General features: G+C 67.3%; 25 protein-coding genes, 1 tRNA gene and 1 pseudogene. 11 read left to right on the top strand and 16 right to left on the bottom strand.

The window, feature by feature from the left end:
* Positions 1-9: 9 nt before the first annotated feature.
* Positions 10-384 (bottom strand): carboxymuconolactone decarboxylase family protein, encoded by a 375-nt coding sequence (locus tag FHG54_RS11190; RefSeq protein ID WP_233437755.1) that lies wholly within the window; start codon positions 382-384, stop codon positions 10-12.
* Here FHG54_RS11190 and FHG54_RS11195 point away from each other — a divergent pair.
* On the top strand, positions 383-739 hold the full coding sequence (locus FHG54_RS11195) for a hypothetical protein (RefSeq protein ID WP_168197035.1): 357 nt from the start codon (positions 383-385) through the stop codon (positions 737-739). The two genes, FHG54_RS11190 and FHG54_RS11195, sit on opposite strands and share 2 nt — an antisense overlap.
* 9 nt (positions 740-748) lie before the next feature.
* Here the strand turns inward: FHG54_RS11195 and FHG54_RS11200 are convergent, their stop codons facing one another.
* Entirely contained in the window at positions 749-1,600 is an 852-nt protein-coding gene (locus FHG54_RS11200; protein WP_139417344.1) for an MBL fold metallo-hydrolase, read from the bottom strand.
* Positions 1,601-1,729: 129 nt separating this feature from the next.
* On the opposite strand from FHG54_RS11200, the gene FHG54_RS11205 reads away from it, so the two are divergent.
* The gene (locus FHG54_RS11205) at positions 1,730-2,458 is read left to right on the top strand and encodes a GTP pyrophosphokinase (protein WP_139418421.1); all 729 of its coding nucleotides are present in this window, start codon (positions 1,730-1,732) and stop codon (positions 2,456-2,458) included.
* Between the two features lie 40 nt (positions 2,459-2,498).
* Here FHG54_RS11205 and ligD read toward each other — a convergent pair whose 3' ends face one another.
* The 6 genes from ligD to FHG54_RS16805 all read right to left on the bottom strand — a co-directional run bounded on the left by ligD (position 2,499) and on the right by FHG54_RS16805 (position 7,414).
* The gene (gene ligD / locus FHG54_RS11210) at positions 2,499-3,518 is read right to left on the bottom strand and encodes a non-homologous end-joining DNA ligase (protein ID WP_198165882.1); all 1,020 of its coding nucleotides are present in this window, start codon (positions 3,516-3,518) and stop codon (positions 2,499-2,501) included.
* A 49-nt stretch (positions 3,519-3,567) separates the two neighbouring features.
* Positions 3,568-3,858, bottom strand: a complete 291-nt coding sequence (locus FHG54_RS11215; RefSeq protein WP_056008142.1) for a DUF2277 domain-containing protein — start codon at positions 3,856-3,858, stop codon at positions 3,568-3,570.
* A 61-nt stretch (positions 3,859-3,919) separates the two neighbouring features.
* Entirely contained in the window at positions 3,920-4,705 is a 786-nt protein-coding gene (locus FHG54_RS11220) for a lysophospholipid acyltransferase family protein (RefSeq protein ID WP_139417345.1), read from the bottom strand.
* A gap of 48 nt (positions 4,706-4,753) precedes the next feature.
* Positions 4,754-5,260, bottom strand: a complete 507-nt coding sequence (locus FHG54_RS11225) for a nitroreductase family deazaflavin-dependent oxidoreductase (RefSeq protein ID WP_139417346.1) — start codon at positions 5,258-5,260, stop codon at positions 4,754-4,756.
* A 55-nt stretch (positions 5,261-5,315) separates the two neighbouring features.
* Complete coding sequence (locus FHG54_RS11230; protein ID WP_139417347.1) at positions 5,316-6,377, bottom strand: YihY/virulence factor BrkB family protein; 1,062 nt, start codon at positions 6,375-6,377, stop codon at positions 5,316-5,318.
* A gap of 119 nt (positions 6,378-6,496) precedes the next feature.
* Positions 6,497-7,414, bottom strand: coding sequence for an aggregation-promoting factor C-terminal-like domain-containing protein (locus FHG54_RS16805; protein ID WP_233437756.1), 918 nt, complete (start codon positions 7,412-7,414; stop codon positions 6,497-6,499).
* A gap of 305 nt (positions 7,415-7,719) precedes the next feature.
* Between FHG54_RS16805 and msrA the strand changes: the two genes are divergently transcribed.
* On the top strand, positions 7,720-8,241 hold the full coding sequence (gene msrA / locus FHG54_RS11240; protein ID WP_139417348.1) for a peptide-methionine (S)-S-oxide reductase MsrA: 522 nt from the start codon (positions 7,720-7,722) through the stop codon (positions 8,239-8,241).
* A 51-nt stretch (positions 8,242-8,292) separates the two neighbouring features.
* On the opposite strand, the gene FHG54_RS11245 is transcribed toward msrA, so the two are convergent.
* Both FHG54_RS11245 and FHG54_RS11250 read right to left on the bottom strand, forming a co-directional pair.
* Positions 8,293-9,087: a ferritin family protein gene (locus FHG54_RS11245; RefSeq protein WP_139417349.1), complete on the bottom strand. Its 795-nt coding sequence runs from the start codon at positions 9,085-9,087 to the stop codon at positions 8,293-8,295.
* Between the two features lie 28 nt (positions 9,088-9,115).
* Positions 9,116-9,904, bottom strand: a complete 789-nt coding sequence (locus tag FHG54_RS11250) for a hypothetical protein (RefSeq protein WP_139417350.1) — start codon at positions 9,902-9,904, stop codon at positions 9,116-9,118.
* Positions 9,905-10,001: 97 nt separating this feature from the next.
* On the opposite strand from FHG54_RS11250, the gene fdxA reads away from it, so the two are divergent.
* From fdxA to FHG54_RS11270, 4 genes are all read left to right on the top strand, one after another.
* On the top strand, positions 10,002-10,349 hold the full coding sequence (gene fdxA, locus FHG54_RS11255; RefSeq protein ID WP_139417351.1) for a ferredoxin: 348 nt from the start codon (positions 10,002-10,004) through the stop codon (positions 10,347-10,349).
* Positions 10,346-10,888, top strand: coding sequence for a flavin reductase family protein (locus FHG54_RS11260; protein ID WP_139417352.1), 543 nt, complete (start codon positions 10,346-10,348; stop codon positions 10,886-10,888). Before fdxA ends, FHG54_RS11260 begins: the two co-directional genes overlap by 4 nt.
* 51 nt (positions 10,889-10,939) lie before the next feature.
* Positions 10,940-11,572, top strand: a complete 633-nt coding sequence (locus FHG54_RS11265) for a superoxide dismutase (RefSeq protein ID WP_139417353.1) — start codon at positions 10,940-10,942, stop codon at positions 11,570-11,572.
* Between the two features lie 262 nt (positions 11,573-11,834).
* On the top strand, positions 11,835-12,245 hold the full coding sequence (locus FHG54_RS11270) for a GreA/GreB family elongation factor (protein WP_139417354.1): 411 nt from the start codon (positions 11,835-11,837) through the stop codon (positions 12,243-12,245).
* A 19-nt stretch (positions 12,246-12,264) separates the two neighbouring features.
* Here the strand turns inward: FHG54_RS11270 and FHG54_RS11275 are convergent, their stop codons facing one another.
* From FHG54_RS11275 to FHG54_RS11285, 3 genes are all read right to left on the bottom strand, one after another.
* A complete protein-coding gene (locus tag FHG54_RS11275) occupies positions 12,265-12,834 on the bottom strand; it encodes a dihydrofolate reductase family protein (protein ID WP_139418423.1) in 570 nt (189 codons plus the stop codon).
* A 422-nt stretch (positions 12,835-13,256) separates the two neighbouring features.
* Positions 13,257-13,949: a hypothetical protein gene (locus tag FHG54_RS11280; protein WP_139417355.1), complete on the bottom strand. Its 693-nt coding sequence runs from the start codon at positions 13,947-13,949 to the stop codon at positions 13,257-13,259.
* The gene (locus FHG54_RS11285) at positions 13,942-14,550 is read right to left on the bottom strand and encodes a hypothetical protein (protein ID WP_139417356.1); all 609 of its coding nucleotides are present in this window, start codon (positions 14,548-14,550) and stop codon (positions 13,942-13,944) included. The genes FHG54_RS11280 and FHG54_RS11285 overlap by 8 nt, the downstream gene beginning before the upstream one ends.
* 1,225 nt (positions 14,551-15,775) lie before the next feature.
* Between FHG54_RS11285 and FHG54_RS11290 the strand changes: the two genes are divergently transcribed.
* Positions 15,776-16,000, top strand: coding sequence for a hypothetical protein (locus FHG54_RS11290; RefSeq protein ID WP_139417357.1), 225 nt, complete (start codon positions 15,776-15,778; stop codon positions 15,998-16,000).
* A gap of 93 nt (positions 16,001-16,093) precedes the next feature.
* Positions 16,094-16,814: pseudogene (locus FHG54_RS16810) on the top strand (DDE-type integrase/transposase/recombinase); the annotation flags it as partial.
* A 727-nt stretch (positions 16,815-17,541) separates the two neighbouring features.
* Here the strand turns inward: FHG54_RS16810 and FHG54_RS11300 are convergent.
* Positions 17,542-17,618: transfer RNA gene (locus FHG54_RS11300), tRNA-Pro, on the bottom strand.
* Positions 17,619-17,778: 160 nt separating this feature from the next.
* Here FHG54_RS11300 and FHG54_RS11305 point away from each other — a divergent pair.
* Both FHG54_RS11305 and FHG54_RS11310 read left to right on the top strand, forming a co-directional pair.
* Positions 17,779-19,533: a pyruvate dehydrogenase gene (locus FHG54_RS11305; RefSeq protein ID WP_139417358.1), complete on the top strand. Its 1,755-nt coding sequence runs from the start codon at positions 17,779-17,781 to the stop codon at positions 19,531-19,533.
* A gap of 70 nt (positions 19,534-19,603) precedes the next feature.
* Positions 19,604-20,227, top strand: coding sequence for a GNAT family N-acetyltransferase (locus FHG54_RS11310; RefSeq protein ID WP_139417359.1), 624 nt, complete (start codon positions 19,604-19,606; stop codon positions 20,225-20,227).
* Between the two features lie 60 nt (positions 20,228-20,287).
* Here the strand turns inward: FHG54_RS11310 and FHG54_RS11315 are convergent, their stop codons facing one another.
* A complete protein-coding gene (locus FHG54_RS11315) occupies positions 20,288-21,013 on the bottom strand; it encodes a DUF4166 domain-containing protein (RefSeq protein ID WP_139417360.1) in 726 nt (241 codons plus the stop codon).
* Positions 21,010-21,651: an SRPBCC family protein gene (locus FHG54_RS11320; protein WP_139417361.1), complete on the bottom strand. Its 642-nt coding sequence runs from the start codon at positions 21,649-21,651 to the stop codon at positions 21,010-21,012. The genes FHG54_RS11315 and FHG54_RS11320 overlap by 4 nt, the downstream gene beginning before the upstream one ends.
* Position 21,652: the final 1 nt, after the last annotated feature.

Raw genomic sequence — 21,652 nt, forward strand, 5'->3', positions numbered from 1 at the left:
CGCGAGTGGTCAGCCCGCGTCGCGGGCGACGGGCCAGCACCGCGTCGTCACGCCGATGGCATCCCACACGTTGATGACGATGATGAGCGAGATGAGCGCGGCGGTACGCTCCTCGCCGAAGACGGCGATCGCAGCGGCGAGATCCTCTTCGGGCACGTGGGTCTCCGAGAGTCGGGTGACCGACTCGGTGAGGTGGAGTGCGGCACGTTCCGCAGCAGTGAACAGCCCGGAATCGCGCCACACCACGACGGCGTGCAGCTTCTGCTCCGAGACCCCGGCGGCGCGCGCGTCCTTCGAGTGCAGATCGACGCAGTAGACGCATCCGTTGATCTGGGAGGCGCGCAGCGCCGACGTGGTGAACCAAGCGACGCTCGACGCCTTCATGAAGGCGCACGAGTACGACCGAACCCTGCGCCGGCGCCGCGCCGAGTACCGCGCACGCCGCGAACTCCTCGAGGGAAGCGTCGCGGCAGAGCTCCACGGATGCCGGGTGAGCGGCATGCGCGCCGGCCTGCACTGCCTGATCGAGTTGCCGACCGACATCGACGAGCGCGACGTCACCGCCGCCGCGTTGCGGCTCGGCGTTCGGCTCGACGGGCTCCGTTCATTCCGGCTCGGTGGGCCATCGGCGCTCCGGGCGCCGGCGATGGTCGTCGGCTACGGAGCCCCGGCGCCGCATCGCTTCGAAACGGCCCTCGACCGCGCGATCACCGCGATCCGCGCGGAGCTCGAGAGCTGACCGCCGCAGTCATGCCCCGGTCTCCGACTCCGCATCCAATGCGAGATACGCACGTTCGACGGCGCCGACGAGCCCCTCGACCGGAATCGGCCAGTCGTCGTGCGCGTCGAGGGCTTCGGCCGCCGTGGATCCAGACGTGTGAGCCCTGCGGAACCGATCGGCGATGAGCCCCAGCTCCGCCGCCTGCCGTTGCACGAAGGCGCGGTCGACGACGCGGCCGTGACCGGGCACCACCCGGTCGTCCGGCCGCATGGCCGCGGCGAGGTCGTCGAGCACACCGGGCCAGCCGAGCGGAAAACTGCCCGACCCGTACATCACGGGGCCGGACTCCTCGATCAGGTCGCCGAGGATCCAGACCCGCTCGTCGGGCACGAAGAGCACGAGATCGGTGTCGGTGTGCGCGGGCGGCTGCGGCCGCAGTTCCACGAGCCGGTCACCGAGATCCAGCACCAGGGGTTCGGCGAGCGGATGCGTCGGCGGCGTGAGCATGACATCGGCCCACTGTCGCTCGGGCTCACGGCCCGGATCAGCGCGCCACGCGGTGAGACGCGGCCCTTCGAAGGCAGCGAAGTGAGCGGCGATGCGGGCGTGGCCGTAGATCGCGGCATCCGTCACCGTGCCGGGCCCGAAGATCTGGTTGCCGAAGGTGTGGTCGAAGTGCGCGTGAGTGTTCACGACCCACCGCACCGGGCGCTCGAAGCGATCCGCGATGTCGGCAGCGAGTTCGACGGCCTCGTTCGGCTGCACACGCGTGTCGACGAGGAGGAGCCCGCCTGCGCCCTCGATCACGACGATCGAGATGTCGAACGGGTCGTACCGGCGTTGGTGCACGCCGGGCGCCACGGTGAGCCAGGTTGCCATGGCTCGAGACTACGGTGCGCCGCCGGTGAGCATCGGGGCAGACAGAGGAAACGCAAAGCTTCGCGCCGTAGCGTGGCATCCGTGACCCCGCTCGACGGTACCCCGCCCACCCGGCACGGCACCCCGCCCATGCTCACGGACCGCGCACAGCGCACGCTCGAGACCATCGACGGCCAGACCCTCGACGAGATGCGCGCCCTTCGCGACGAGACCGAGCGCTTCATGCTGCGCTACAAGTTCGGCATGGACGAGGTGATCACGAAGCTGTCGATCCTGCGCGAGGAGTTCAGCCAGACGCACGACTACAACCCGATCGAGCACATCTCGAGCCGCCTGAAGAGCCTCGACAGCGTCGTCGAGAAGATGCAGCGCAAGGGCGTCGATCCGACGTTCGAGACGATTCGCGAAACGATCACCGACATCGCGGGCGTGCGGGTGACGTGCAGCTTCGTCTCTGACGCGTACCGCATCTTCGAGCTGCTCACGGCGCAGCCTGACATCCGAGTGCTGCAGGTCAAGGACTACATCAGTGCACCGAAGGCCAACGGCTATCAGAGCCTGCACGTCATCCTCGAAGTGCCGGTGTTCCTCTCGACCGGTGCGCACCCGGTCGCCGTCGAAGTGCAGATCCGCACGATCGCGATGGACTTCTGGGCGAGCCTCGAGCACAAGATCTACTACAAGTACGATCGCAAGGTGCCGCAGGAACTGCTCGACGGCCTGACGGATGCCGCGCACACCGCATCCGAACTCGACGCGCGCATGGAACGGTTGCACCGCGAGGTGCACGGAGCGCCGCAGACGCCGATCGGCGGGGCGGTGCACCCGGCTCCCGGGCGGCCCGGCAACCCGATCTGAGCGACAGGCAGTCGACGTCGGGTGAGCATCGCGACCTGATTCAGGGTTGTTGCTTCGCCCGGCTCGGTTGCACGCGCATCGGTTCGCCCGGCATCTTCGGAAAGTCGGGTGGGAACGGCAGCTCGCCGAGCCCATCGTCGAGATCACGCTGCCACCACTCGAGTAGCACGTCGATGCGGCCGGACGCGTCGTGCATGCCGTGCCACGGGTCGCCCCGCTGCGCGAGCCTCTCGGGCACTGTGCGCACCGTGTGGTCGCCCGGGTCGGTCGACTCGAGCTCATCCCACTCGAGCGGGCACGACACCGATGCCTCGGGCAGTGGGCGCGGGCAGTAGGCACCCGCCATGGTTCGGTCGCGGTTCGCCTGGTTGTAGTCGATGAAGATGCGGTCGCCGCGCTCCTCCTTCCACCAGTTGGTGGTGACCTCGCCCGGCATCCGGCGCTCGAGTTCGCGACCCAGGGCGATGACGGCGTGCCGGACGTCAAGGAACTCGTGCTCGGCCTCGATGGGCGCGAAGACGTGGATGCCGCGACTGCCCGAACTCTTCACGAACGCAGAGAGCCCGACCTCGCCGAGGAGCTCGCGCAGCGCGAGGGCGACGGGTACGGCCTCCGCGAAGCCGGTGCCGGGCTGCGGATCGAGGTCGATGCGCAACTGATCCGGATTGTCCGGCCGCTCGGCGCGCGAGGCCCACGGGTGGAAGACGATCGTGTTCATCTGCGCCGCCCAGACCGCTGCGGCGGGCTCGTCGATGACCAGCTGCGGATGCGTGCGACCGCTCGGGTAGGTGACGGGAACGGAACGCACCCACTCGGGTGCGCCCTTCGGCGGGTTCTTCGAGAAGAACTGCTCGCCGTCGACGCCGCCCGGAAATCGCTGCAGCGACACCGGACGGTCTCCGTTCGCCTCGACGAAGGGGGCACCGACGGCGATGAAGTACTCGGCGAGCTCGAGCTTCGTGATGCCGGCCTCGGGCCAGATCACTCGCGATGGACTCGATATCCGCACGTCGCGATCGCCGTGCGGGCCAGGGACGGTGAGAGTGACGGCATCGGCCATGAACGAGACGCTACTCCTCTCGCGGGGGCCATGCCGATGCGCCGACGCGTCAGGCGATCTGCGCCGTCGCCTGCGTCGCGTATCGGCGTGCCGCCCGCTCTCTGGCTTTGGCGGCCTCCTCGTCGCGGTTCTTCGGCGGCGCGGTGGTCACGAGGTCGTCGAGCAGATGGCGCGTCACGTGCGCGATCTCGGCCACTGCGCGGTCGAACGCCTCGGCGTTGGCCTTCGAGGGTTTCGTCGAACCGCTCACCTTGCGCACGAACTGCAGCGCCGCGGCGTGCACCTCGTCGTCGGTGGTGGCCGGCTCGAAATTGTGGAGGGTGTGGATGTTCCTGCACATGTCACGAGCCTAACCCGCGTCGTCGAGGATGTCTCGGTTCGGCGCCGCTCGGTTCGGTTCGTCAGTGCTTCTGGACGCGAGCGGCACGAGCCGCTTCGCGGGCGGCTTCCCTCGCCGTGTCGGCGGCCGCAGCCTCCTCAGGCGTCGGAGCGGAGCCGCCGAGCGCCCGCGGCTGCCACCACTTGCCGGCGCCATCGACGGGATACTCGGCCTGCAACCGGTCGACCATGCGCTGCAGCGTCGCCCGCAGTCGCTCGGTCACCGAGTGCGGGTCTTCATCGGCCGACACCGTGATCGGGTCGCCGAACGCGAAGCTCACCGGCACGCCGAACCGCTCGAAGAACCCCACCTTGTGTCCCTTGGTCATCAGCCGGTGCCCGCCCCAGACGGCGACGGGGATGATCGGGACCCCGGCCTCGGCGGCCAGACGTGCCGCCCCGGTCTTGAGTTCGCGCACCGTGAACGACGCACTGACACCGGCCTCGGGGAAGACGCCGAGGAGTTCACCGTCGCGCAGAGCTGCCACTGCCTTCGAATAGGCGGCAGCGCCCGCCTTCATGTCGACGGCGATGTGCTTCATGCCGCGGAGCAGCGCCCCGACGATCGGCTTGTCGAAGGCGCCCTGCTTGGCCATGAAGCGGATGCGCCGGCGATTGGCGAGCCACGTCGCCCACTCCACGAGGGCGAACTCGAAGTAGCCGAAATGCGTCATCGCGAGCACGGCGCCGCCGGTCGCGGGCAGGTGCTCGGCTCCGGTCGTGCGGCGTCTGAGCCCCCAGAACCCGAAGAGCGCACGCCCGGCGACGATCGCCGTGCTGTAGATCGGTTCACTCGGGCGTCGCGTCATGTGCTCAGCGTAAGCCTCAGCGCTGAGCGCGACCTGCGTTCGCGCGCGTCACATCGGCGCGTGGTGCAGGTCGGCGACCGGCTTCAGCCGGAACAGTCGTACGACCCGGCCCGACTCCCGTTCATATGCGCGGTATCCGGGCCACTGCGCCTCGATGCGCGCCCAGGCCGCGTCGCGCTCGTCGTCGACGACGAGGCTTGCGCGCACCGGCATTCGCCTGCCGCGCACCGTGATCGAGGCCTCGGGGTGTGCAAGCAGGTTGTACGTCCAGCCGGGATGCCGGTCGCGGGCGAAACTCGTGCCCGCGACGATGGCGTGCCCGCGGCCGTCAGGGGTGTACATGAGTGCCGTGTCGCGCGGCTCGCCCGACTTCGCACCCGTCGTGTGCAGCACGAGCGACGGCACGAGCAGGGCGCTCAGTTGCAGCCGCCCGCCCGAAGCCCCACCGACCACGCGCTCGAGCGGGGGCAGGATCCGCGGTGCGCTCCAGCGGAAGAGGCGCGTGCGGGTGAGCGGCGACACCACGGAACGGACGAGCTGCAGCACGATCGGCATCCCGCCATTCTGCCGCGCGAAGGTACGGCGTCACCAGCCGGCGTCAGGGTGCCCGTCACGAACCGTCGTCGCGCTCCTTCTCCACGGCTTCGCGCGCGGCGACGAGTTCGTCCGCGGCATCCGCTGCTCGTTGCTCTGCCCGCTGCATGCGCCGAATCGCCATCGTCGGCGCGCCGTACCGTGCACTCACGCGGTCGTGCTCGTCGTGAACCCCGGTCACGATGTAGGCCCCCGCGATGAGAATGACCTGGCTCGAGAGATTCAGCCAGATGAGCAGTGCGATGAGCGAGGTGAACGAAGCCAGGAGCGGATTGCTCGACGCTCCCCCGACGAACAGGCTCGAGAGCAGCTGCAGCACCGAGAGCCCGACTCCGCCGAGCAGCGCCCCCGTCCAGAGCGAGCGCGCATTCGGTCGAATACCCGAAAGCACGCGGAACATGACCGCGATCAGCAGCGTGTCGATCGCGAAGATCACGAGGATCGAGATGATCCGCGTGACCCCGTCGAAGACCGGGTCGCGCGTCGAGATACCGAGCCAGCCGAGCGCGGTGCCGAGCGCGGTCGTGCTGAAGACGGTGATCGCTGCGGCGACGGCGAATGCGGCGCCGAACGCGATCGCGAGGAGCAGGTCGCGGAGCAGCAGCCAGAGGAAGAACGTCTGATCGTCGGGCTGCGAGCCGAGGGTTCGGAACGCGGTGCGGAGCGAACTGATCGCACCGATCGCGGCACCGATGAGACCGACGAGCGCGACGGCCCCGGCGATGCTGAGCGTCAGCGGCTGCACGATGTCGTCGGGATCGATGAGGCCGTCCTCGCCCAACAGGCCAGGGATCGCGGCGTCGACGGTCTCGACGAGGGCCGCGAGTGCGTCGGGATTGCCGGCCAGCACGACGCCGGCGACGGCGAACCCCAGGAACACGCCTGCGAAGATCGAGAAGAGCACGCGATAGGTGACACTGTCGGCGAGCATCGCGCCATGGCGTTCGAGGTACAGCAGGAACGCACGCACCGGCTTCCGCTCGAGCGACCACGCCGTCACGCGCGTGCCGACGGCGATGAGTCCCGCGAACGGCCCGGTCTTCACCGTCGCCTCACGATCTGCCCCTTGATTGCTCATGCTGTCAGGCTATCGAGGCACGGACACCCCGTGATGGCGTTGCACGCCGGCGCAACGCAGAACGGCGGCGACGCCGAGCGTGAGCCCGCCGTCGCCGCCGCCTGATCGTTCAGCGCGGATCAGTACCAGCCGGACGACTCCGACTTGTCCCAGGCTCCGCACGGGTTTCCGTAGCGCCCGGCGATGTAGCCGAGACCCCACGTGATCTGGGTGGCGGGGTTGGTCTGCCAGTCGGCGCCTGCCGAGGCCATCTTGCTCCCGGGGAGGGCCTGCGGAATGCCGTAGGCGCCGCTCGACGAGTTCTCGGCGTAGACGTTCCAGCCGGACTCCTTGTTCCAGAGCGAGACGAGGCAGCCGAACTGGTCTTCGCCCCACCCGTACATGGAGGCCATCAGGTCGCGGGCGATCGCCTGGGCGCCGCTCGGGTTGGCAGGGCCGGTCGGTCGAGACCCGGTCGAGGGCGTCGCCGCCGCCTTCTCCGCCTCGGCTGCGGCGGCAGCAGCGGCCGCGGCAGCAGCAGCCGCGGCGGCGGCCTGCTCGGAGGCGATGCGATCGACCTCGGCCACGGCGGCCAGCACCGGCTCGACGTGCGCTTCGGTGCGATCAGCGAGCTCGAAGACCCGCTCGGGCGAGAGCAGCCGGTAGTGGCCGAGCGCGGCGACCGAGGACGCCAGCTCCGTGGCATCCGTCTTGCCCTGGGCGGCGACGAGCGTGTCGTTCGCCGCGGCGAGGGTGTCGTTCGCGGTCTTGACCGCGCGGGCCTCGAGGATGCCGGCATGGGAGCCGAGTTGTTCGACGTCGAGGTTCGCGGCGTCGCGCAGCACGTCGGTCTCGGCGATGCTGTCGTTCGTCGACGCGACGGCGGACTGCACGGCGAAGCCGGTGCCGACCATTGCGCCGACTGCGACGACGGCCCCGGCTGCGAGAATCGGACCGCTGCGCCAGAGTGGGACCTTGCGGTGGTTGCGTGGGCGGAGCGCCCCCGTCTCATGGGCTTCGGGCGTGTGGAGTTCTGAGGAGGAAGGCTGGTTCTGCATGACTTTCACAATGCGGATCGCCGCCCGCGCACTGCGCAGGGTGACCCTTGATCGACGTTCCTCGGGCGGGGGCGCCCGGGCGAAGTGGCCAGTCTGCCGAGGTGTTCTGGACAGAACCTCACCTTCTCCTGTGAAAGTCATCTGAACCGGGCCCTCCTACCCCACGCGATTCGGCGCGGCGGAACAGCATCGCCTCCGTCGATGTTCTCCTCAGTGGACGTCACGATCGGTGACCCACGAGCGCTCGCTCGCCCGTGGGACTACGGTCGAGAACGAGCACTGCTCGAGAATCAGGAGAACGCACGATGAGCACACGAACCGAGACCGCGATCCTCGCCGGCGGCTGCTTCTGGGGCATGGAGGACCTGATCCGCAAGCGGCCCGGCGTCATTGCCACGCGCGTCGGCTACACGGGCGGAGACGTGCCGAACGCGACCTACCGCAACCACGGCACCCACGCCGAGGCGATCGAGATCGTCTACGATCCCGAGGTCGAGTCGTACCGCGACCTGCTGGAGTTCTTCTTCCAGATCCACGACCCGTCGACGCTGAATCGCCAGGGCAACGACATCGGCACGAGCTACCGCTCGGCGATCTTCCCGACGAACGACGAGCAGGCCGATATCGCTCGCGAAACCATCGCCGACGTCGACGCCTCCGGCCTCTGGCCGGGCCCGGCCACGACCGAGATCACGCCCGCCGGCCCGTTCTGGGAGGCCGAGCCAGAGCACCAGGACTACCTCGAGAAGTATCCGAACGGGTACACCTGCCACTTCGTGCGGCCGGGGTGGAAGCTGCCCAAGCGCGACAGCGCGACGACGGCCTGAGCTCGATCGCGGCGCGGCCGGCGCGGCCTGAGTCGGGCGGCCGCGGCCGCCTCAGGCGGGCACGCCCAGTCCGTCGAGCGCATCCTGCACGATCGTGAGACCTTCGAGGCCGGGCATCCCGCTGATGCTGTCGTCGACCTTTCGCGCGGCGCGTCGGCCTTCGGGTCCGCTCATCAGGTGATGCATCATGTGCTGCACGTCGTCGACGGTCATGATGCTCGACCCGACCGGAGCCCAGAACCGGCTCAGCGCGAAACGCGTGATCTTCTGCGCCCTCACGCTCGCGCCGAGCCGGTCGCGCGCCTGCGAGGTGTAGAAGGCAACATGACGTGCCTCCTGCTTCGCGATTCGCCGTAGCAGTTCGGCGAGCACCGGATTGCCCTCGAGCTCGGCCATGCGCTGGTAGGCGGAGATCGCCGACCACTCGTTCGCCGCGCCCCACGACATGTGCACGGCGACGAAGTCGGTGCCGACGAGTGAGCCGAGCACCGATTGCTTGATCGGATCGAGGCGATCCTTCCAGCCGAGCTTCAGGCGGCTCGCTCTGAGCACGTCGTAGTCGATCGTGATGTCGTGCATCGCGAGCACCGCAGCGAGCGCCTCGCCGTGCCAGAACTCCTCGCGGTTCCACATCGTCATGAAGGCGCTCACGTCGGCCTCGCGATGCGACGGAGTCGTCAGCAGGTCGCGGGTGTAGCAGACGGTGTGGTACTCGACGTCAGCCATGTACCGCACGGTGCGAAGTGATCGTGCAGGCAGCGGGTGCTCGCGAAAGCTCTCGAGGTCGAGATCGTCCCAGTTCACGCTGACGGATGTCGCGGTGTATCGGTCGATGTCGAATGCCATGCGAGTCCTTCCTCGAGTGTGCACGCGATCAGCGTGAGAGTTCCGCTCGCACGCGTGCGGCGGTGCGAGCGTGCGTTCCGGGCAGATCACGGATCCGGCGATCGATGCCGTCGGCGAGCGCCGAGCCCTCCTGCCCCGACCAGACGAATCGGGCGAAGAACCGGCGGTCGGTCGGGCCGAGTGCTCGGGCGCCGACGGGCATGCCCGAACTGCGAACCTCGCTGCGGGTCAGTCGCACCGTTCTCGGCGATGCCGCCAATCGGTGCCGGGCCTCCTCGTCGAAGAACCTCGTGTGGCGTTCCTTCACCATGAGTACGCGAGTGAGCGCCTCGGCGAGCGCGCCGTCTCCCGCGCGGTCGATCGCGCGTCGGTACGCGGCATCCAGCACCCAACCGTCGATGAGCCCGATCGCCATGTGTGCGCCCACGATCGAGCCGCCCTGCACGAAGCCGGCGAGCGAGCGCCGCACCGGGCCGCGCCTCGGTCGCGCGGTCGTTGCGTGACCTGATGCGAGAGGACGCGCGCCGTTCGCTTCGACGAGCGCGCCGAGCGCGTCGGCGATCCAGAACTTCTCGTACGCCCAGGTCACCAGAAATGCGGTGACGCGGGCGTCTTTGTGCGTCGCCGTGACGAGCAGGTTGCGAAGGTGCGCCATGGTGGCGCCCTCGAGCACCTGAAGCACCGCGAGCAGCCGCGTCACGTCGGGGGCGATCGGCGTCGCTGCGACCGCGGCGAGATCGAACCCGGCCCGAAGGCTGCCGTGCGCGGTGCGCGTGTACTCGCGCACATCGAACTCCGTCGCCAGAGCGACCGTCATGTGTCGAGCCGCGGCATCGGTGCCCCTCCGTTTGACTTCAAGGGTACTTGAAGTTTTACGGTAGAGACATGCAAATCGTGAAGTCGGTGACCGCCAGGTGACCTATGTGATCGCCCTCCCGTGCGTCGACGTGAAAGACAAAGCCTGCATCGACGAGTGCCCGGTCGACTGCATCTACGAGGGTGAACGGTCGCTGTACATCCACCCTGACGAGTGCGTCGACTGCGGGGCGTGCGAGCCCGTCTGCCCGGTCGAGGCGATCTACTACGAAGACGACCTGCCCGAGATGTGGTCCGACTACTACACGGCCAACGTCGAGTTCTTCGAGATCTCGATGGGCGCGGCTCCCGCACTCGGCTCGCCGGGCGGTGCTGCGAAGACCGGCGCACTGCCGTTCGATCACCCGGTCATCTCGGCCCTGCCGCCGCAAGAGGTTCGCGCATGACGGATGCCGCCACCGCGCGCCGATCTACCGGCACGCCGATCGCCACCACCTCGACCACCGACGCATTCAAGACCGCGTTCCGCGGTCACCCGGCCGGCGTCGCACTCATCACGAGCATGGCGCCGGACGGACCGGTGGGCCTGACCGCATCGAGCGTCGCCTCGGTCTCCGCCGAGCCTCCGGCGATCTCGTTCTCGGTGACCAGGGCGACCGGATCGGCGGGCGGTCTGCTTGCGGCCGAGAGCATGCTCGTGCACTTCCTCGGGGCCCAGCACGTCGATGTCGCCCGTGCTTTCGCGCGGTCGGGTCAGCCGCGGTTCACGCCCGAGCAGGGCTGGTCGCATCTCGAGACCGGCGAACCGTGGCTTTCCGACGCCCCGGCGGCGCTCCGCTGCCGTACGCTGCACGTGGTGCAGGTCGGCGGGTCATCGCTCGTGGTCGCCGAAGTGCTCGACGTATTCCTCGGCGAAGAGGCGCCGTCGCTTCTCTACCGCGATCGGGGCTTCATCCGCCTCGACCACGGCGTTGCCGAACTCTGACCACCCCGCCGCGCCGCACCCGCGGACGGCACATCGAAAGGAAGCATCCGGATGCCCGCCTATTCTCTGCCCGAACTGCCCTACGACTACGCTGCGCTCGCCCCGCACATCTCGGCGACGATCATGGAGCTGCACCACTCAAAGCACCACCAGGCCTATGTGACGGGCGCGAACACGGCGCTCGAACAGCTCGCCGAAGCCCGAGAGAGCGGCAACCTCGCGAACGTCAACAAGCTCGAGAAGGACCTCGCGTTCAACCTCGGCGGCCACATCAACCACAGCGTGTTCTGGCAGAACATGTCGCCCGATGGCGGCGGCTCCCCCGAAGGCGAGCTCGCGGCGGCGATCGATGACGGCTTCGGCTCGTTCGACGCGTTCCGCGCGCACTTCACGGCGACGGCACTCGGCGTGCAGGGCTCGGGGTGGGCCGTGCTGGCCTGGGACAGCGTCGGCGCGCGTCCCGTGGTCTTCCAGCTCTTCGACCAGCAGGGCAATGCGCCCTTGGGCGTGACTCCGTTGCTGCAGCTCGACGTGTGGGAGCACGCGTACTACCTCGACTACCGGAACGTGCGCGCAGACTATGTGAAGGCGTTCTGGGAGATCGTGAACTGGGCCGACGTGCAGGCCCGGTTCACGCGGGCCAGCACCGCCACCAGCGGCCTCATCGTGCCGAGCGCCGACTGAGCACTCCGCCCGAAGCCCCTCGTGCGCCCCGGCGCCGGCGTCGACCGCGCCGGCGCCCGTCGGTCGCGCTCCTCGCGGTGCAGCTTCGGCGCTACGGCCTCGCCGCGATCATCGTGCTCACCGCGATCGGCACGCTCATCGCCTGGCTGAGCCAGTAGCACCGAAGCCGCACCGAACTCCCCAGATTCCGGCATCTCGGCTAGGATGGGAAGTTCTGTGCCAGACGACCCGGTTGGATCGGGCGAAAGGGAGGAATTCCGCGATGACCACGAAATCCGTGTGGATGACCCCGGCCGCGCTCGCGCGCCTCGAAGCCGAACTCGCCGAACTCTCGCGGCCCGGTCGAACGCTGAGCGACACCGAACAGGCCCGCGCCGCGGAGCTCCGCACGAGCGTGCGCAACGCCGAGGTGGGCCAGAAACCCGATGACGGACTCGTCGAGCCCGGCATGCGCATCGCGGTGCGATTCGACGACGACGAAGAGCCGACGAGCTTCCTGCTCGGCAGCCGCGAACTCGCCGATCTCGACGCGACGGTCGACCTCGACGTCTACTCGCCGACCTCACCGCTCGGCGCCGCGATCACCGGCCGGTACGTCGGCGACACCGTCACCTACGAGGCGCCGAACCGAGCCGTGCGGGTCACCGTGCTCGAAGCTGTGCCGTTCGGCTGAGACGAGATGTGCGCCGGCGCTATTGCCGGTGCACCACCCGATGGCGGAGGAAGACGACTCCAGAGCCGAAGGTGCGGTTCTCGATGAGCTCGAGATCCACACGTCGCTCGTGCTGGGGGAAGAACGGAATGCCGCCGCCGACCAGCACCGGATAGACCCTGGCCCGGTACTCGTCGATCAGGTCCGACTCGGCCGCCGCGGCGGCGAGGGTCGCACCGCCGATCGCGATCTCGCTCTCTCCGGGCTCCGCTCGCAGCCGCGCGATCTCGTGCGCGACGTCGCCGGAGGCCAGACGGGCATTGCCCTGCACCTCCGACAGCGTCGTGGAGAACACCACTTTCGGGAGCGGATTCCAGAGCGCCGCCCACTCTCGCTCGGCGTCGTCGAGCGATGGATCTTGGTCGGCCGTCTCCCAGTACAGCATCGTCTCGTACAGTCTTCGACCCAGTAGGTGGACACCGACCCCACGCGCCTCGTCGATCGCGAGACGGAACACCTCCTCATCGGGAACCGTCCAGTCGAACCCGCCGTCCGGCCCGACGATGTACCCGTCGAGCGAGACACTCATCGAATAGGTCACGCTGCGCATCAGACGTCCTCCTCTGTCACAGGGTCGACGATACGCCGGCTCGCAACTCGCCGCTGAGCGCCTTGTCTCGCCCCTGGTTTGATGGAGGCTCTGATCGTCCCGAAAGGATGAGGAGCATACCAGCAGTGAAGAAGTATCCGCCGGAGTTGAAGGAGCGTGCGATCCGTCTGGTGATGGACAGCCGTGATGCGAACGGCTGCGGCGGACGAACGCGATCCTGCGTAGCGCGTCGGCGTTCTTCGCGGCGGAGCTCGACCGCCCACAGAGCAGATGATCGACTACGTCGTGCGCGCCGAGGAACGACAGCATCAGCGGCGCGTTGCGGGCGCGAAGCAGCCGCCATGCTGGATGCCGCTCCCAGAGGCGTTCGAGCTCGGTGAAGTCCATGTGGTATGGGCGTATGACGCCCGGCCCACACTGGCTCATTCGAGCGTAGGACGGGCACGCTCGATCGGTGCGACCGCGGCGACGATCGCGTCGTCCCACTCGCGCCGCAGACGATCGATACGCCGGCGCTGCTCCTTGTTCAAGCCGGCCCGCGAGGGCAGCAACTCGAACGCCGTCGCGATGTGGGCCCGAAGATCGTCGACTTGCCCCGCGGTCGCGGCAGCGAGAATGCGAGTCGCAACCCGAGCATCCACACCCTGCTCCAAGAGCCGCCAGATCTCGCGCGCGTCTTTGAAGCCCTTCTCGGAGTCAGGCCGATCGAGCAGTGCGGCGAGCTTCGAGATCGTGTGCGCCTCGATGGTCAGCAACCGCCAGGCTCCATGGCCGAGTTCATCGGTGTATTCCGCGAGGACCTCGACCTTCAGCCGAAGCTTGCCGCCGAGTTCCGACTCATGCGGCAGATAGACGTCGACATGTATACCCTCGACCTCGCCGCGCCATTTGCGGCCCTGCAGGTGCCGCGACTCCGAAACACCATCGACTGCAGAACGAACCCGCTCTCGTACTTCCGGTGAACCGATGATGAGGTCGATGTCGTGGCTGATATCGCCGCCGACGCGGAAGAACGTCGCCCACCCACCGATCAGGATCGACGGCTCGAGCTCATGTCCCAGATAGTCGAGCACGAGTACCAGATGCCCGTGGTCTCCGAGAGGGGTTTCAGTCACCGGATGCCTCCGCTCGCGCCCAGTCATCGACTGCGAACCATTGCCGCCACAGAGCGCGACGGAACTCGCTGGCCTGCCAGCCCGGTTGTGCGAACAGATCCGCGTAGGTTTGCGCCCTGCTCGTGAAACCGGTCTCCCAGGCGCGTAGCGCCCGCTCATCGGCGGCCAGCACCAGCGCGGTCTCTCCTGGCGGCAGGTCATCGAGCGCGATGGCCTCGGGTACGTACACGAGCGCCGGGGCATGGTCGGCAATCACGTTTCGCCCACCAAGGTACTGCACCGCCGCGCGCGTCCCGCCGATCGCATACTCCGGCACGCGCGGCAAAATTGCTTGGGCCGACTCGAGCGTTGTGCGGCGGGCAGACGATAACGACCTACGCGCTGCCAGCAGCATCAGAACGCGCTCCGGGTCAGTGACGCTGAACCCGCCGCCAGGATGCTTCGTCACCGCACCGATCGACGCAGGCCTGCTAAGCGCCTTGTAGGCGAGCTTTTCACCAGCCCTCGCCTCCCAGGCAAGGTCGCCCACGTTGGCCCAAGACCGCCGCCCAGCGAGGGCGGCGTCGACGAGCGTGCGAAGCACGACATCCGTGTCCAGCATCACACCTCCACGATTCTACCGATCAATAGAGACTCAAGTATACCAAGTAGTAGAATCATGTTCCTACTAATCGGTAGCTTTGCGTGGAGGTGGCGGCCAGCAGCATGGGTGGTAACGATCCCGTGGGGCAGGTCAACGAGTCGAACCACCCCAATCGATTTGAACCTGCGACCGCCCGCAACACACGTCGAGTCCGATCAACGCGCGACCGCCTCGAGCATGCCCGCAACGCGCCAACTCCCCCGGAAACACGCGGATCGGAGCCGGCACTAGACCTTGCATACGTCAATTCCGGTTACTCCCGGCCCGTTCATCCCGCAACTCTCGACGCGACCCCGAGAAACAGGCAAACCCCGGCAAGAAATCACTTCTCACCAAGATTCTTCACTGCGGTCGGGCTGACAGGATTTGAACCTGCGACCCCTTGGAGATTCCAGCCCATTTCGGGTTGGCTTCGGATGTCTCGGGAACTCGCGGATTCCCTCGTAATGACTGGGGAACCGGGCGGTTCGACAGTTCCGAGTGTACGCGGACGATGCCGGACGTTCACGGTTGATTTCGATGGGAAAGCGGTGGGCGAGGCTGAGAAGCACCCGTCTGCTAGCATCGCCCCAAATGGGGGCCAACAGCCACCCCGGTGACATCAAAGGAGACATCAGTGCATCTGTCTCGACCAACTTCGAATCCTATGAGGCGGCTTGCGATCCTCGCAGCCTCATCCATCCTCGCTCTCGGCGCAGTCTTCGCCGGAGGCCCCGCCTACGCATCACCCCTCAACGAGCCCAACCAACCGGTTGCCGCGAGCGAGGCCGGACCACTCGCGTGGTGGGCCCAGTATGACGGCGCACACATCACGACTCCCGAAAAGTGCGAGGCCCGGCGGCAGCAGCTCATCAGGGACGTTGCCTGGATCACTGCTTCAAATTCCGACTGCTGGGTTGAGTGGAGCGAGACGTGTCCCTCATCTCAATACTGGGTGGTGATGGTCCTCACTAACGGATTCGCCAGCGAGTCGGCCATCGAGCCCACGTCCACACCTCTCGTGGCAGCCTGCGGCTAACCCGAACAATCGACGGGGGTGCCCGGCGCCAGTCAGGGATCGGGCGCCCGCGGGAAGGAAATCGTGGCTTTCATAGTCCAGGCTGGGCGAATCGTGAGCGTTGCACCTACACGAAGTGGAGGGCGCTCTGCTTGGTACGAGGTCGAGGCAGACAACGTCCACCACATGGATGATTCCGACCAGGTTCAGAGTTCGACCGTCGTCTACCACGTACTCGTTTCAGACCTTCCACATCAACGACTCACCGGTGTCATGGCCAAACATGCCGGGGTGCGGATCATCTTCGCCGGCCGCTATGACGTGGTGACCGGGGCCGAAGGCACCCGACACGAAGTCGCCGCGCATGAAATCGGCATCAGCCTGGTCGATCCGATTATCGAGTCCCTGTAGCCAGTGCTGCTCCTTGTGGTGCACGTGTCGACGACGCGTGAATACTGACCCTGTAGCGACGGGTGAATCTTGACCCTCCGACACTCTTGGAGGGTGGTTTCAGTGGAAGATTGGGCGGAGATCCGCCGACTGCACAAGGCCGAGGGGATGCCGATCAAGGCGATCGTCAGGCATCTCGGGGTGGCGCGGAACACGGTGCGTGCGGCGTTGGCGTCAGATGCGCCGCCGTCGTATCAGCGGGCGTCGAAGGGGTCGCTGGTCGACGCGGTCGAGCCCGAGGTCCGCAAGCTGTTGCGGCTCGACGCGAAGATGCCGGCGACAGTGATCGCGGAGCGGATCGGGTGGGAGCACTCGCTGACGATCCTGAAGGACCGGATCCCGCAGATCCGACCCGAGTACGCCGGCGTCGACCCGGCGGATCGGATCGTGCACGAGCCGGGCCAGGCGGCGCAGATGGATCTGTGGTTCCCGGAGCCTCGGATCCCGGTCGGGTTCGGGCAGGCGGCGATGCTGCCGGTGCTGGTGATGACGTTGACGTTCTCGAGGTTCCTGTCCGCGGTGATGCTCCCGTCGTCAGGCCGGGGATCTGCTGGCCGGGATGTGGCAGCTGATCTCGCAGGTCGGCGCGGTGTCCAAGACGCTGGTGTGGGATCGGGAGGCCGCGATCGGTGGGAAGGGCGTCGTCACCCAGGCGGCGGCCGCGTTCGCAGGGACGCTCGCGACGAGGGTCGTGCTCGCCCCGCCGCGGGATCCGGAGTTCAAGGGCATGACCGAACGCAACAACGGGTATCTCGAGACGTCGATCGGGTCCGGGGCCACACACTTATGCGTCGAGCGCTCGCTGCCAAGCATCAGCCACCGTGATCCGAAGCTGATTCTCACCAGCGATTCTGCGCTGTCGGATGAATTCGGTGCGTTGCTCGTCCGTGGCCCCGACGTGTTCCAAGAACCGATTGAGCGACTCTGGTCCGAGATGCCAGACCAACTCGTCACCTACTATCTCCGGTGGAGCGTTGAGGTGACGCGCCGCCACCGAAACGTACTCTGGACGAGTCTGGGTGAGCTGCTGCAGCATCTTGGTCGTCACGTTCGGATTCTGAAGGACAGCACGAACGATGTTCACGTCGTTGTCATGGAGCATGATTTCCAGGACTTCGGAGGCCGTTTCTGGCGAAGCTGCTATTTGCCACTTCTCTACGTAGGTGCCACTTCTGGCGACACGAAGGTCATCGGCGTCGCTCACGGACGGGTCCTATGCCCACCACTTGCAGATCGGAATCGGCGACTGGTCGCAATGCGCACTCAGCGTCCGGTACATTCCTTCGATTGGCCCGATTTCAGAGAGGATGCTCGTTCGGATCCCGATGATCATCATCACCCCTCGGCTGCTGCTACCTGCAATGTACTCCTCGTCGAACGAGTTGTTCGAGAAGTTCCACCAGTTGTACGTATCGCCCCTCTGTACACCGTCGTGGTAGGTGGTCAGGTTCTGATCGAACGCCTCAAAAGTCCCGGAAACTCCGTGAGTTTCCGGGACTTTCTGGTCGGGCTGACAGGATTTGAACCTGCGACCCCTTGACCCCCAGTCAAGTGCGCTACCAAGCTGCGCCACAGCCCGATGCCACCGGATTTCTCCGAAGACAACTTGTCCATCATAGCGGCATCCGGAGGGGTGCTCGTGCACACTCGACCGCACCGATGATCCGTCGGCAGCCCTCGACCCGACGCCGGATCCCGGCAAGACTGGAGCGAAGGCACACCGTTCTGAGGAGGACACCGTGGCACGCACCATCGCCGATCAGCTCGTCGCTCAACTCATCGATGCCGGCGTCGATCACATCTACGGCATCGTCGGGGACTCGCTGAATCCCGTCGTCGACGCCGTGCGCCGCTCAGGCGGCAAGGCGAAGGGCGGCATCGACTGGATCCACGTGCGCCACGAAGAATCAGCAGCTCTCATGGCCGCAGCCGAGGCCCAGCTCACGGGCAGGCTCGCGGTGTGCGCCGGCAGTTGCGGGCCGGGAAACCTCCACCTGATCAACGGCCTCTTCGATGCGCACCGCTCGGGCGCTCCGGTTCTCGCGATCGCAAGCCACATTCCGAGCGCGCAGATCGGCTCGGCATACTTTCAGGAGACCCACCCCGAGCGCCTCTTCGTCGAGTGCTCGAACTATTGCGAGCAGATCATGACCGCCGTGCAATCACCTCGGGTGGTGAACTCGGCGCTTCGTCACGCGATCACCGGCCCCGGAGTGGCGGTGGTCGTGTTGCCCGGAGATGTCGCGGGGTTCGACGCATCCGCTTCATTCCCCTCGCTCGTGCCGACTGGGCCGGCGACGCTCATGCCGAACGACGCCGATGTGCGCCGACTCGCGGAGGCGATCGATGCCGCGAAGACGGTCGCGATCTTCGCCGGTGCCGGCGTCGAGGGCGCGCACGACGAGGTCATCGCCTTCGCCGAGCTCCTCAAGGCGCCGATCGGGCATTCGCTGCGCGGCAAGCAGTGGATTCAGTACGACAACCCCTTCGACGTCGGCATGACCGGCCTCCTGGGCTACGGCGCCGCCCACGCCGGCATCCACGACGCCGACCTGCTGCTGCTCGTCGGCACCGACTTCCCGTACGAACAGTTCCTGCCCGACACCGGCAAGGTGGTCATTGCCCAGATCGATACGGATGCCGCCCACCTCGGTCGTCGCGTCAACGTCGCGCACCCTGTTCACGGTGATGTGCGCGCGACGCTCGACCGTCTCACGAGTCTCGTGAAACCGAAGAAGAGCAGTGCGTTCCTCGATCGTACGCTGAAGAAGCACCGCAAGCTCCTCGACTCCGTCGTGGGCACCTATACGGATGTCTCGGAGACGACGCCGATCCATCCGGAGTACGCGATCTCGCTCATCGACGAGGCCGCGGCCGACGACGCGGTCTTCACGGCAGACACCGGCATGGGCAACGTCTGGCAGGCCCGCTACGTGACACCCGGCCCCGATCGCCGCATCATCGGATCGTTCATCCACGGCTCGATGGCGAATGCACTCCCCCACGCGATCGGTGCGCAGCTCGCCTACCCAGAGCGGCAGGTCGTCGCGATCGCCGGCGATGGCGGCCTCTCGATGCTGCTCGGGGAGCTGATCACCGCAGCGGCATACGAGCTGCCGATCAAGGTCTTCGTGTTCAACAACTCGACGCTCGGACTCGTGAAGCTCGAGATGCTCGTCGACGGCTTCCCGTCGTTCGGCGTCGATGTGCCGGCGGTCGACTACGCGGGCATCGCCGAAGCGATCGGATTCCACGCCGTGCGAGTCGAAGACCCGCACGCGCTGAACGACGCCGTGTCGGCCGCCTTCGCCCACGACGGTCCGGCACTCGTCGACATCATCACCGATCCGCGCGCGCTCTCATTGCCCCCGGCGATCACAGGCGAACAGGTGAAGGGCTTCGCGCTCGCCATGTCGAAGACGGTGCTGCACGGCGGCGCCGCAGAGGCCGTCGCGATGGCCCGCTCCAATATCAGGCACCTGCCGGGTCTCTGAGGGCGTTCGCCGCGGTCGCTCAGCACGAACCGCACCTGCGGATGTCAGTGGCCAGCGCTAGGTTCGAAGCGTGATCACCGACGTGACCGAAGACCTCGAACCGATCCAGCTGCGGGTCGCGCCTGCGAGCGAGGTTCCATTTTCCGATATCGAGGCCGTCTTCGGCACTCGCGGCGACCCCGCGCACTGCTGGTGCCAGTGGTACAAGATTCCGGGCAGCGACTGGCGCAGATTCGGCGACGAGGGGCTGCACGACCGGCTGAAAGAGCAGGTTCGCGCGACCGGTCTCGGGCGCGGGCTCATCGCCTACGACGGCGAGACTCCGGTCGGCTGGTGCGCCGTCGAACCGCGCACCGACCTCCCCCGCATCCGCCAGAGCACCATCATCAAGGGCGGCACCGCGCATCCCGACTTCGACGACACCGCGGTCTGGGCGGTCTCGTGCTTCGTCGTGCCTCGCAATCATCGGGGCCGGGGCGTCGCTCGCGTACTCGCCGAGGCGGCCGTCGACTTCGCCCGCACTGGCGGGGCCCTCGTCGTCGAGGCCTACGCCGTCGACCCGAAGATCCGCACGAAGGTGACAGCCGACGCGCTCTTCCACGGCACGGTCTCGATGTTCGCGCGCGCCGGATTCACCGAGGTCGCTCGCCCGAGAGCAGATCGAGCGATCATGCAGGTCGAGCTGACGAAGTAGCGAAGCGCGAGCCGAGACCTCGGCCTTCGGCATCAGTCGCTCGAGAGATGTCCTCGGCTCTCAGTACCGCGCCTCGTGCCGCTTCGGCAACACGTGCCCCGGCAGCTCGGCGGATTCGGGGAACTCGCTCACGAACCAACCCTCGTATCCGAAGAGAAAGCCGAAGACGCGGTTGCGCACTTCGAGGCGCACCCTGAACACTCCATGGTCTTCATCGAACCGTTCGCGCAATTCGGCGTACCCCGAGAACAGCATCGGAAACCTGAAGTCGATCCACCCCTCGCGAAAGCGCTGCGCACCCGAACGCAGCAGCAGCGACCCGTCGGACTCCACTTCGAGCGTGAGATCGACGGCGAGGTGCTGGTGCGTGCCGAGGTAGTCGACCACGACGCACCGCCGCGGGTCGAACACCATCGTCGCGTCGAAGCGGCTCGAGCGCCGTCGGTCCGGCACCCGGTACTCGCGCACGAACGTCACGGTCTCCCGCCCGAACGGGTCGAGGTAGGCGTGGTTCTCGATCGTGAACGGCACATCACGGCCGACCTCGGGAATCAGGATGTTGCGGAGCCGCCCGAACTGCAGGAACGGCACCGTCCACCACGGTCCGCGCCGAACCCGCGTCATCACACCTCGGCCGACGCACGCATACCCGCCGTCGAGCGAGACGCCGAAGCGCCGCTGCATCATCGGGTGCAGGCGTCGGAAATCGTCGCCGAGTGCCCGAGGGAACACCGCCCCGACCGTGGCGGATGCGACGGCCGGAACGTCGCCGGCCGCGTCGGTCATGGGCTCCCCAGAGCGGCGAGGCTGTCGGGAACGAACGAGAACGCGCCGCGCGCGGGCGGTGAGGTGCGGCAACGCCGGGCACGGGGGCGCCCGCGCCGCCAGAACATCGCAGCCGATGCCACCGGCCAGTGCTCGGGCGGCGCGCCCGTCTCGGCCCAGATGCGAAGCCGATCGAAGCTCCACGCCGTCATCCAGCGCACGAACGGGCGGATGACGCGGTCTGCGAGCTTCCCGAATCCGGGCTCGTAGTCATACCCCGTGATGAAGCGCACACCGTCGGGAGTCTGGATATATCGCCAGTAGCCGCGGCCGTCGCGCAGCGGCGACCACGGGTCATCCGTGTCGAATCGCAGGGCCGAGGTCGCACCGCCGTCGGCGTTGGCTCGCTCGCCGATCGAGACGCCGGTGCCGCGGATGGTGTGCACGCCGAGCGCGCGTTCGTACGTGAACCGCGAACCGCCGCCGGGCAGCGAGCCATCGGGCATGATCGAGGAGAAACGAAGATCCCACCGCGGGTGCAGCGACGGATCCTGCGTGAGCCGCCACACCTCGTCGAGGTCCGCGCGAATGAGGATCTCGATGTAGAGCCCATGAGCCCCCGACCTGCTCGTTCGAGCACGACTCGGGCGCCGTGACATC

The organism is Agromyces laixinhei (assembly GCF_006337065.1).
GTDB classification, from domain to species: Bacteria; Actinomycetota; Actinomycetes; order Actinomycetales; family Microbacteriaceae; genus Agromyces; species Agromyces laixinhei.

Excerpts from the sequence above, each read along its gene's own strand:
- FHG54_RS11195 (WP_168197035.1), top strand. The coding sequence starts at position 383 with ATGAAGGCGCACGAGTACGACCGAACCCTGCGCCGGCGCCGCGCCGAG.
- FHG54_RS11190 (WP_233437755.1), bottom strand. The coding sequence starts at position 384 with ATGAAGGCGTCGAGCGTCGCTTGGTTCACCACGTCGGCGCTGCGCGCC.
- FHG54_RS11200 (WP_139417344.1), bottom strand. The coding sequence starts at position 1,600 with ATGGCAACCTGGCTCACCGTGGCGCCCGGCGTGCACCAACGCCGGTAC.
- FHG54_RS11205 (WP_139418421.1), top strand. The coding sequence starts at position 1,730 with ATGCTCACGGACCGCGCACAGCGCACGCTCGAGACCATCGACGGCCAG.
- ligD (WP_198165882.1), bottom strand. The coding sequence starts at position 3,518 with ATGGCCGATGCCGTCACTCTCACCGTCCCTGGCCCGCACGGCGATCGC.
- FHG54_RS11215 (WP_056008142.1), bottom strand. The coding sequence starts at position 3,858 with ATGTGCAGGAACATCCACACCCTCCACAATTTCGAGCCGGCCACCACC.
- FHG54_RS11220 (WP_139417345.1), bottom strand. The coding sequence starts at position 4,705 with ATGACGCGACGCCCGAGTGAACCGATCTACAGCACGGCGATCGTCGCC.
- FHG54_RS11225 (WP_139417346.1), bottom strand. The coding sequence starts at position 5,260 with ATGCCGATCGTGCTGCAGCTCGTCCGTTCCGTGGTGTCGCCGCTCACC.
- FHG54_RS11230 (WP_139417347.1), bottom strand. The coding sequence starts at position 6,377 with ATGAGCAATCAAGGGGCAGATCGTGAGGCGACGGTGAAGACCGGGCCG.
- FHG54_RS16805 (WP_233437756.1), bottom strand. The coding sequence starts at position 7,414 with ATGCAGAACCAGCCTTCCTCCTCAGAACTCCACACGCCCGAAGCCCAT.
- msrA (WP_139417348.1), top strand. The coding sequence starts at position 7,720 with ATGAGCACACGAACCGAGACCGCGATCCTCGCCGGCGGCTGCTTCTGG.
- FHG54_RS11245 (WP_139417349.1), bottom strand. The coding sequence starts at position 9,087 with ATGGCATTCGACATCGACCGATACACCGCGACATCCGTCAGCGTGAAC.
- FHG54_RS11250 (WP_139417350.1), bottom strand. The coding sequence starts at position 9,904 with ATGACGGTCGCTCTGGCGACGGAGTTCGATGTGCGCGAGTACACGCGC.
- FHG54_RS11260 (WP_139417352.1), top strand. The coding sequence starts at position 10,346 with ATGACGGATGCCGCCACCGCGCGCCGATCTACCGGCACGCCGATCGCC.
- FHG54_RS11265 (WP_139417353.1), top strand. The coding sequence starts at position 10,940 with ATGCCCGCCTATTCTCTGCCCGAACTGCCCTACGACTACGCTGCGCTC.
- FHG54_RS11270 (WP_139417354.1), top strand. The coding sequence starts at position 11,835 with ATGACCACGAAATCCGTGTGGATGACCCCGGCCGCGCTCGCGCGCCTC.
- FHG54_RS11275 (WP_139418423.1), bottom strand. The coding sequence starts at position 12,834 with ATGCGCAGCGTGACCTATTCGATGAGTGTCTCGCTCGACGGGTACATC.
- FHG54_RS11285 (WP_139417356.1), bottom strand. The coding sequence starts at position 14,550 with ATGCTGGACACGGATGTCGTGCTTCGCACGCTCGTCGACGCCGCCCTC.
- FHG54_RS11290 (WP_139417357.1), top strand. The coding sequence starts at position 15,776 with ATGGATGATTCCGACCAGGTTCAGAGTTCGACCGTCGTCTACCACGTA.
- FHG54_RS11315 (WP_139417360.1), bottom strand. The coding sequence starts at position 21,013 with ATGACCGACGCGGCCGGCGACGTTCCGGCCGTCGCATCCGCCACGGTC.
- FHG54_RS11320 (WP_139417361.1), bottom strand. The coding sequence starts at position 21,651 with ATGTCACGGCGCCCGAGTCGTGCTCGAACGAGCAGGTCGGGGGCTCAT.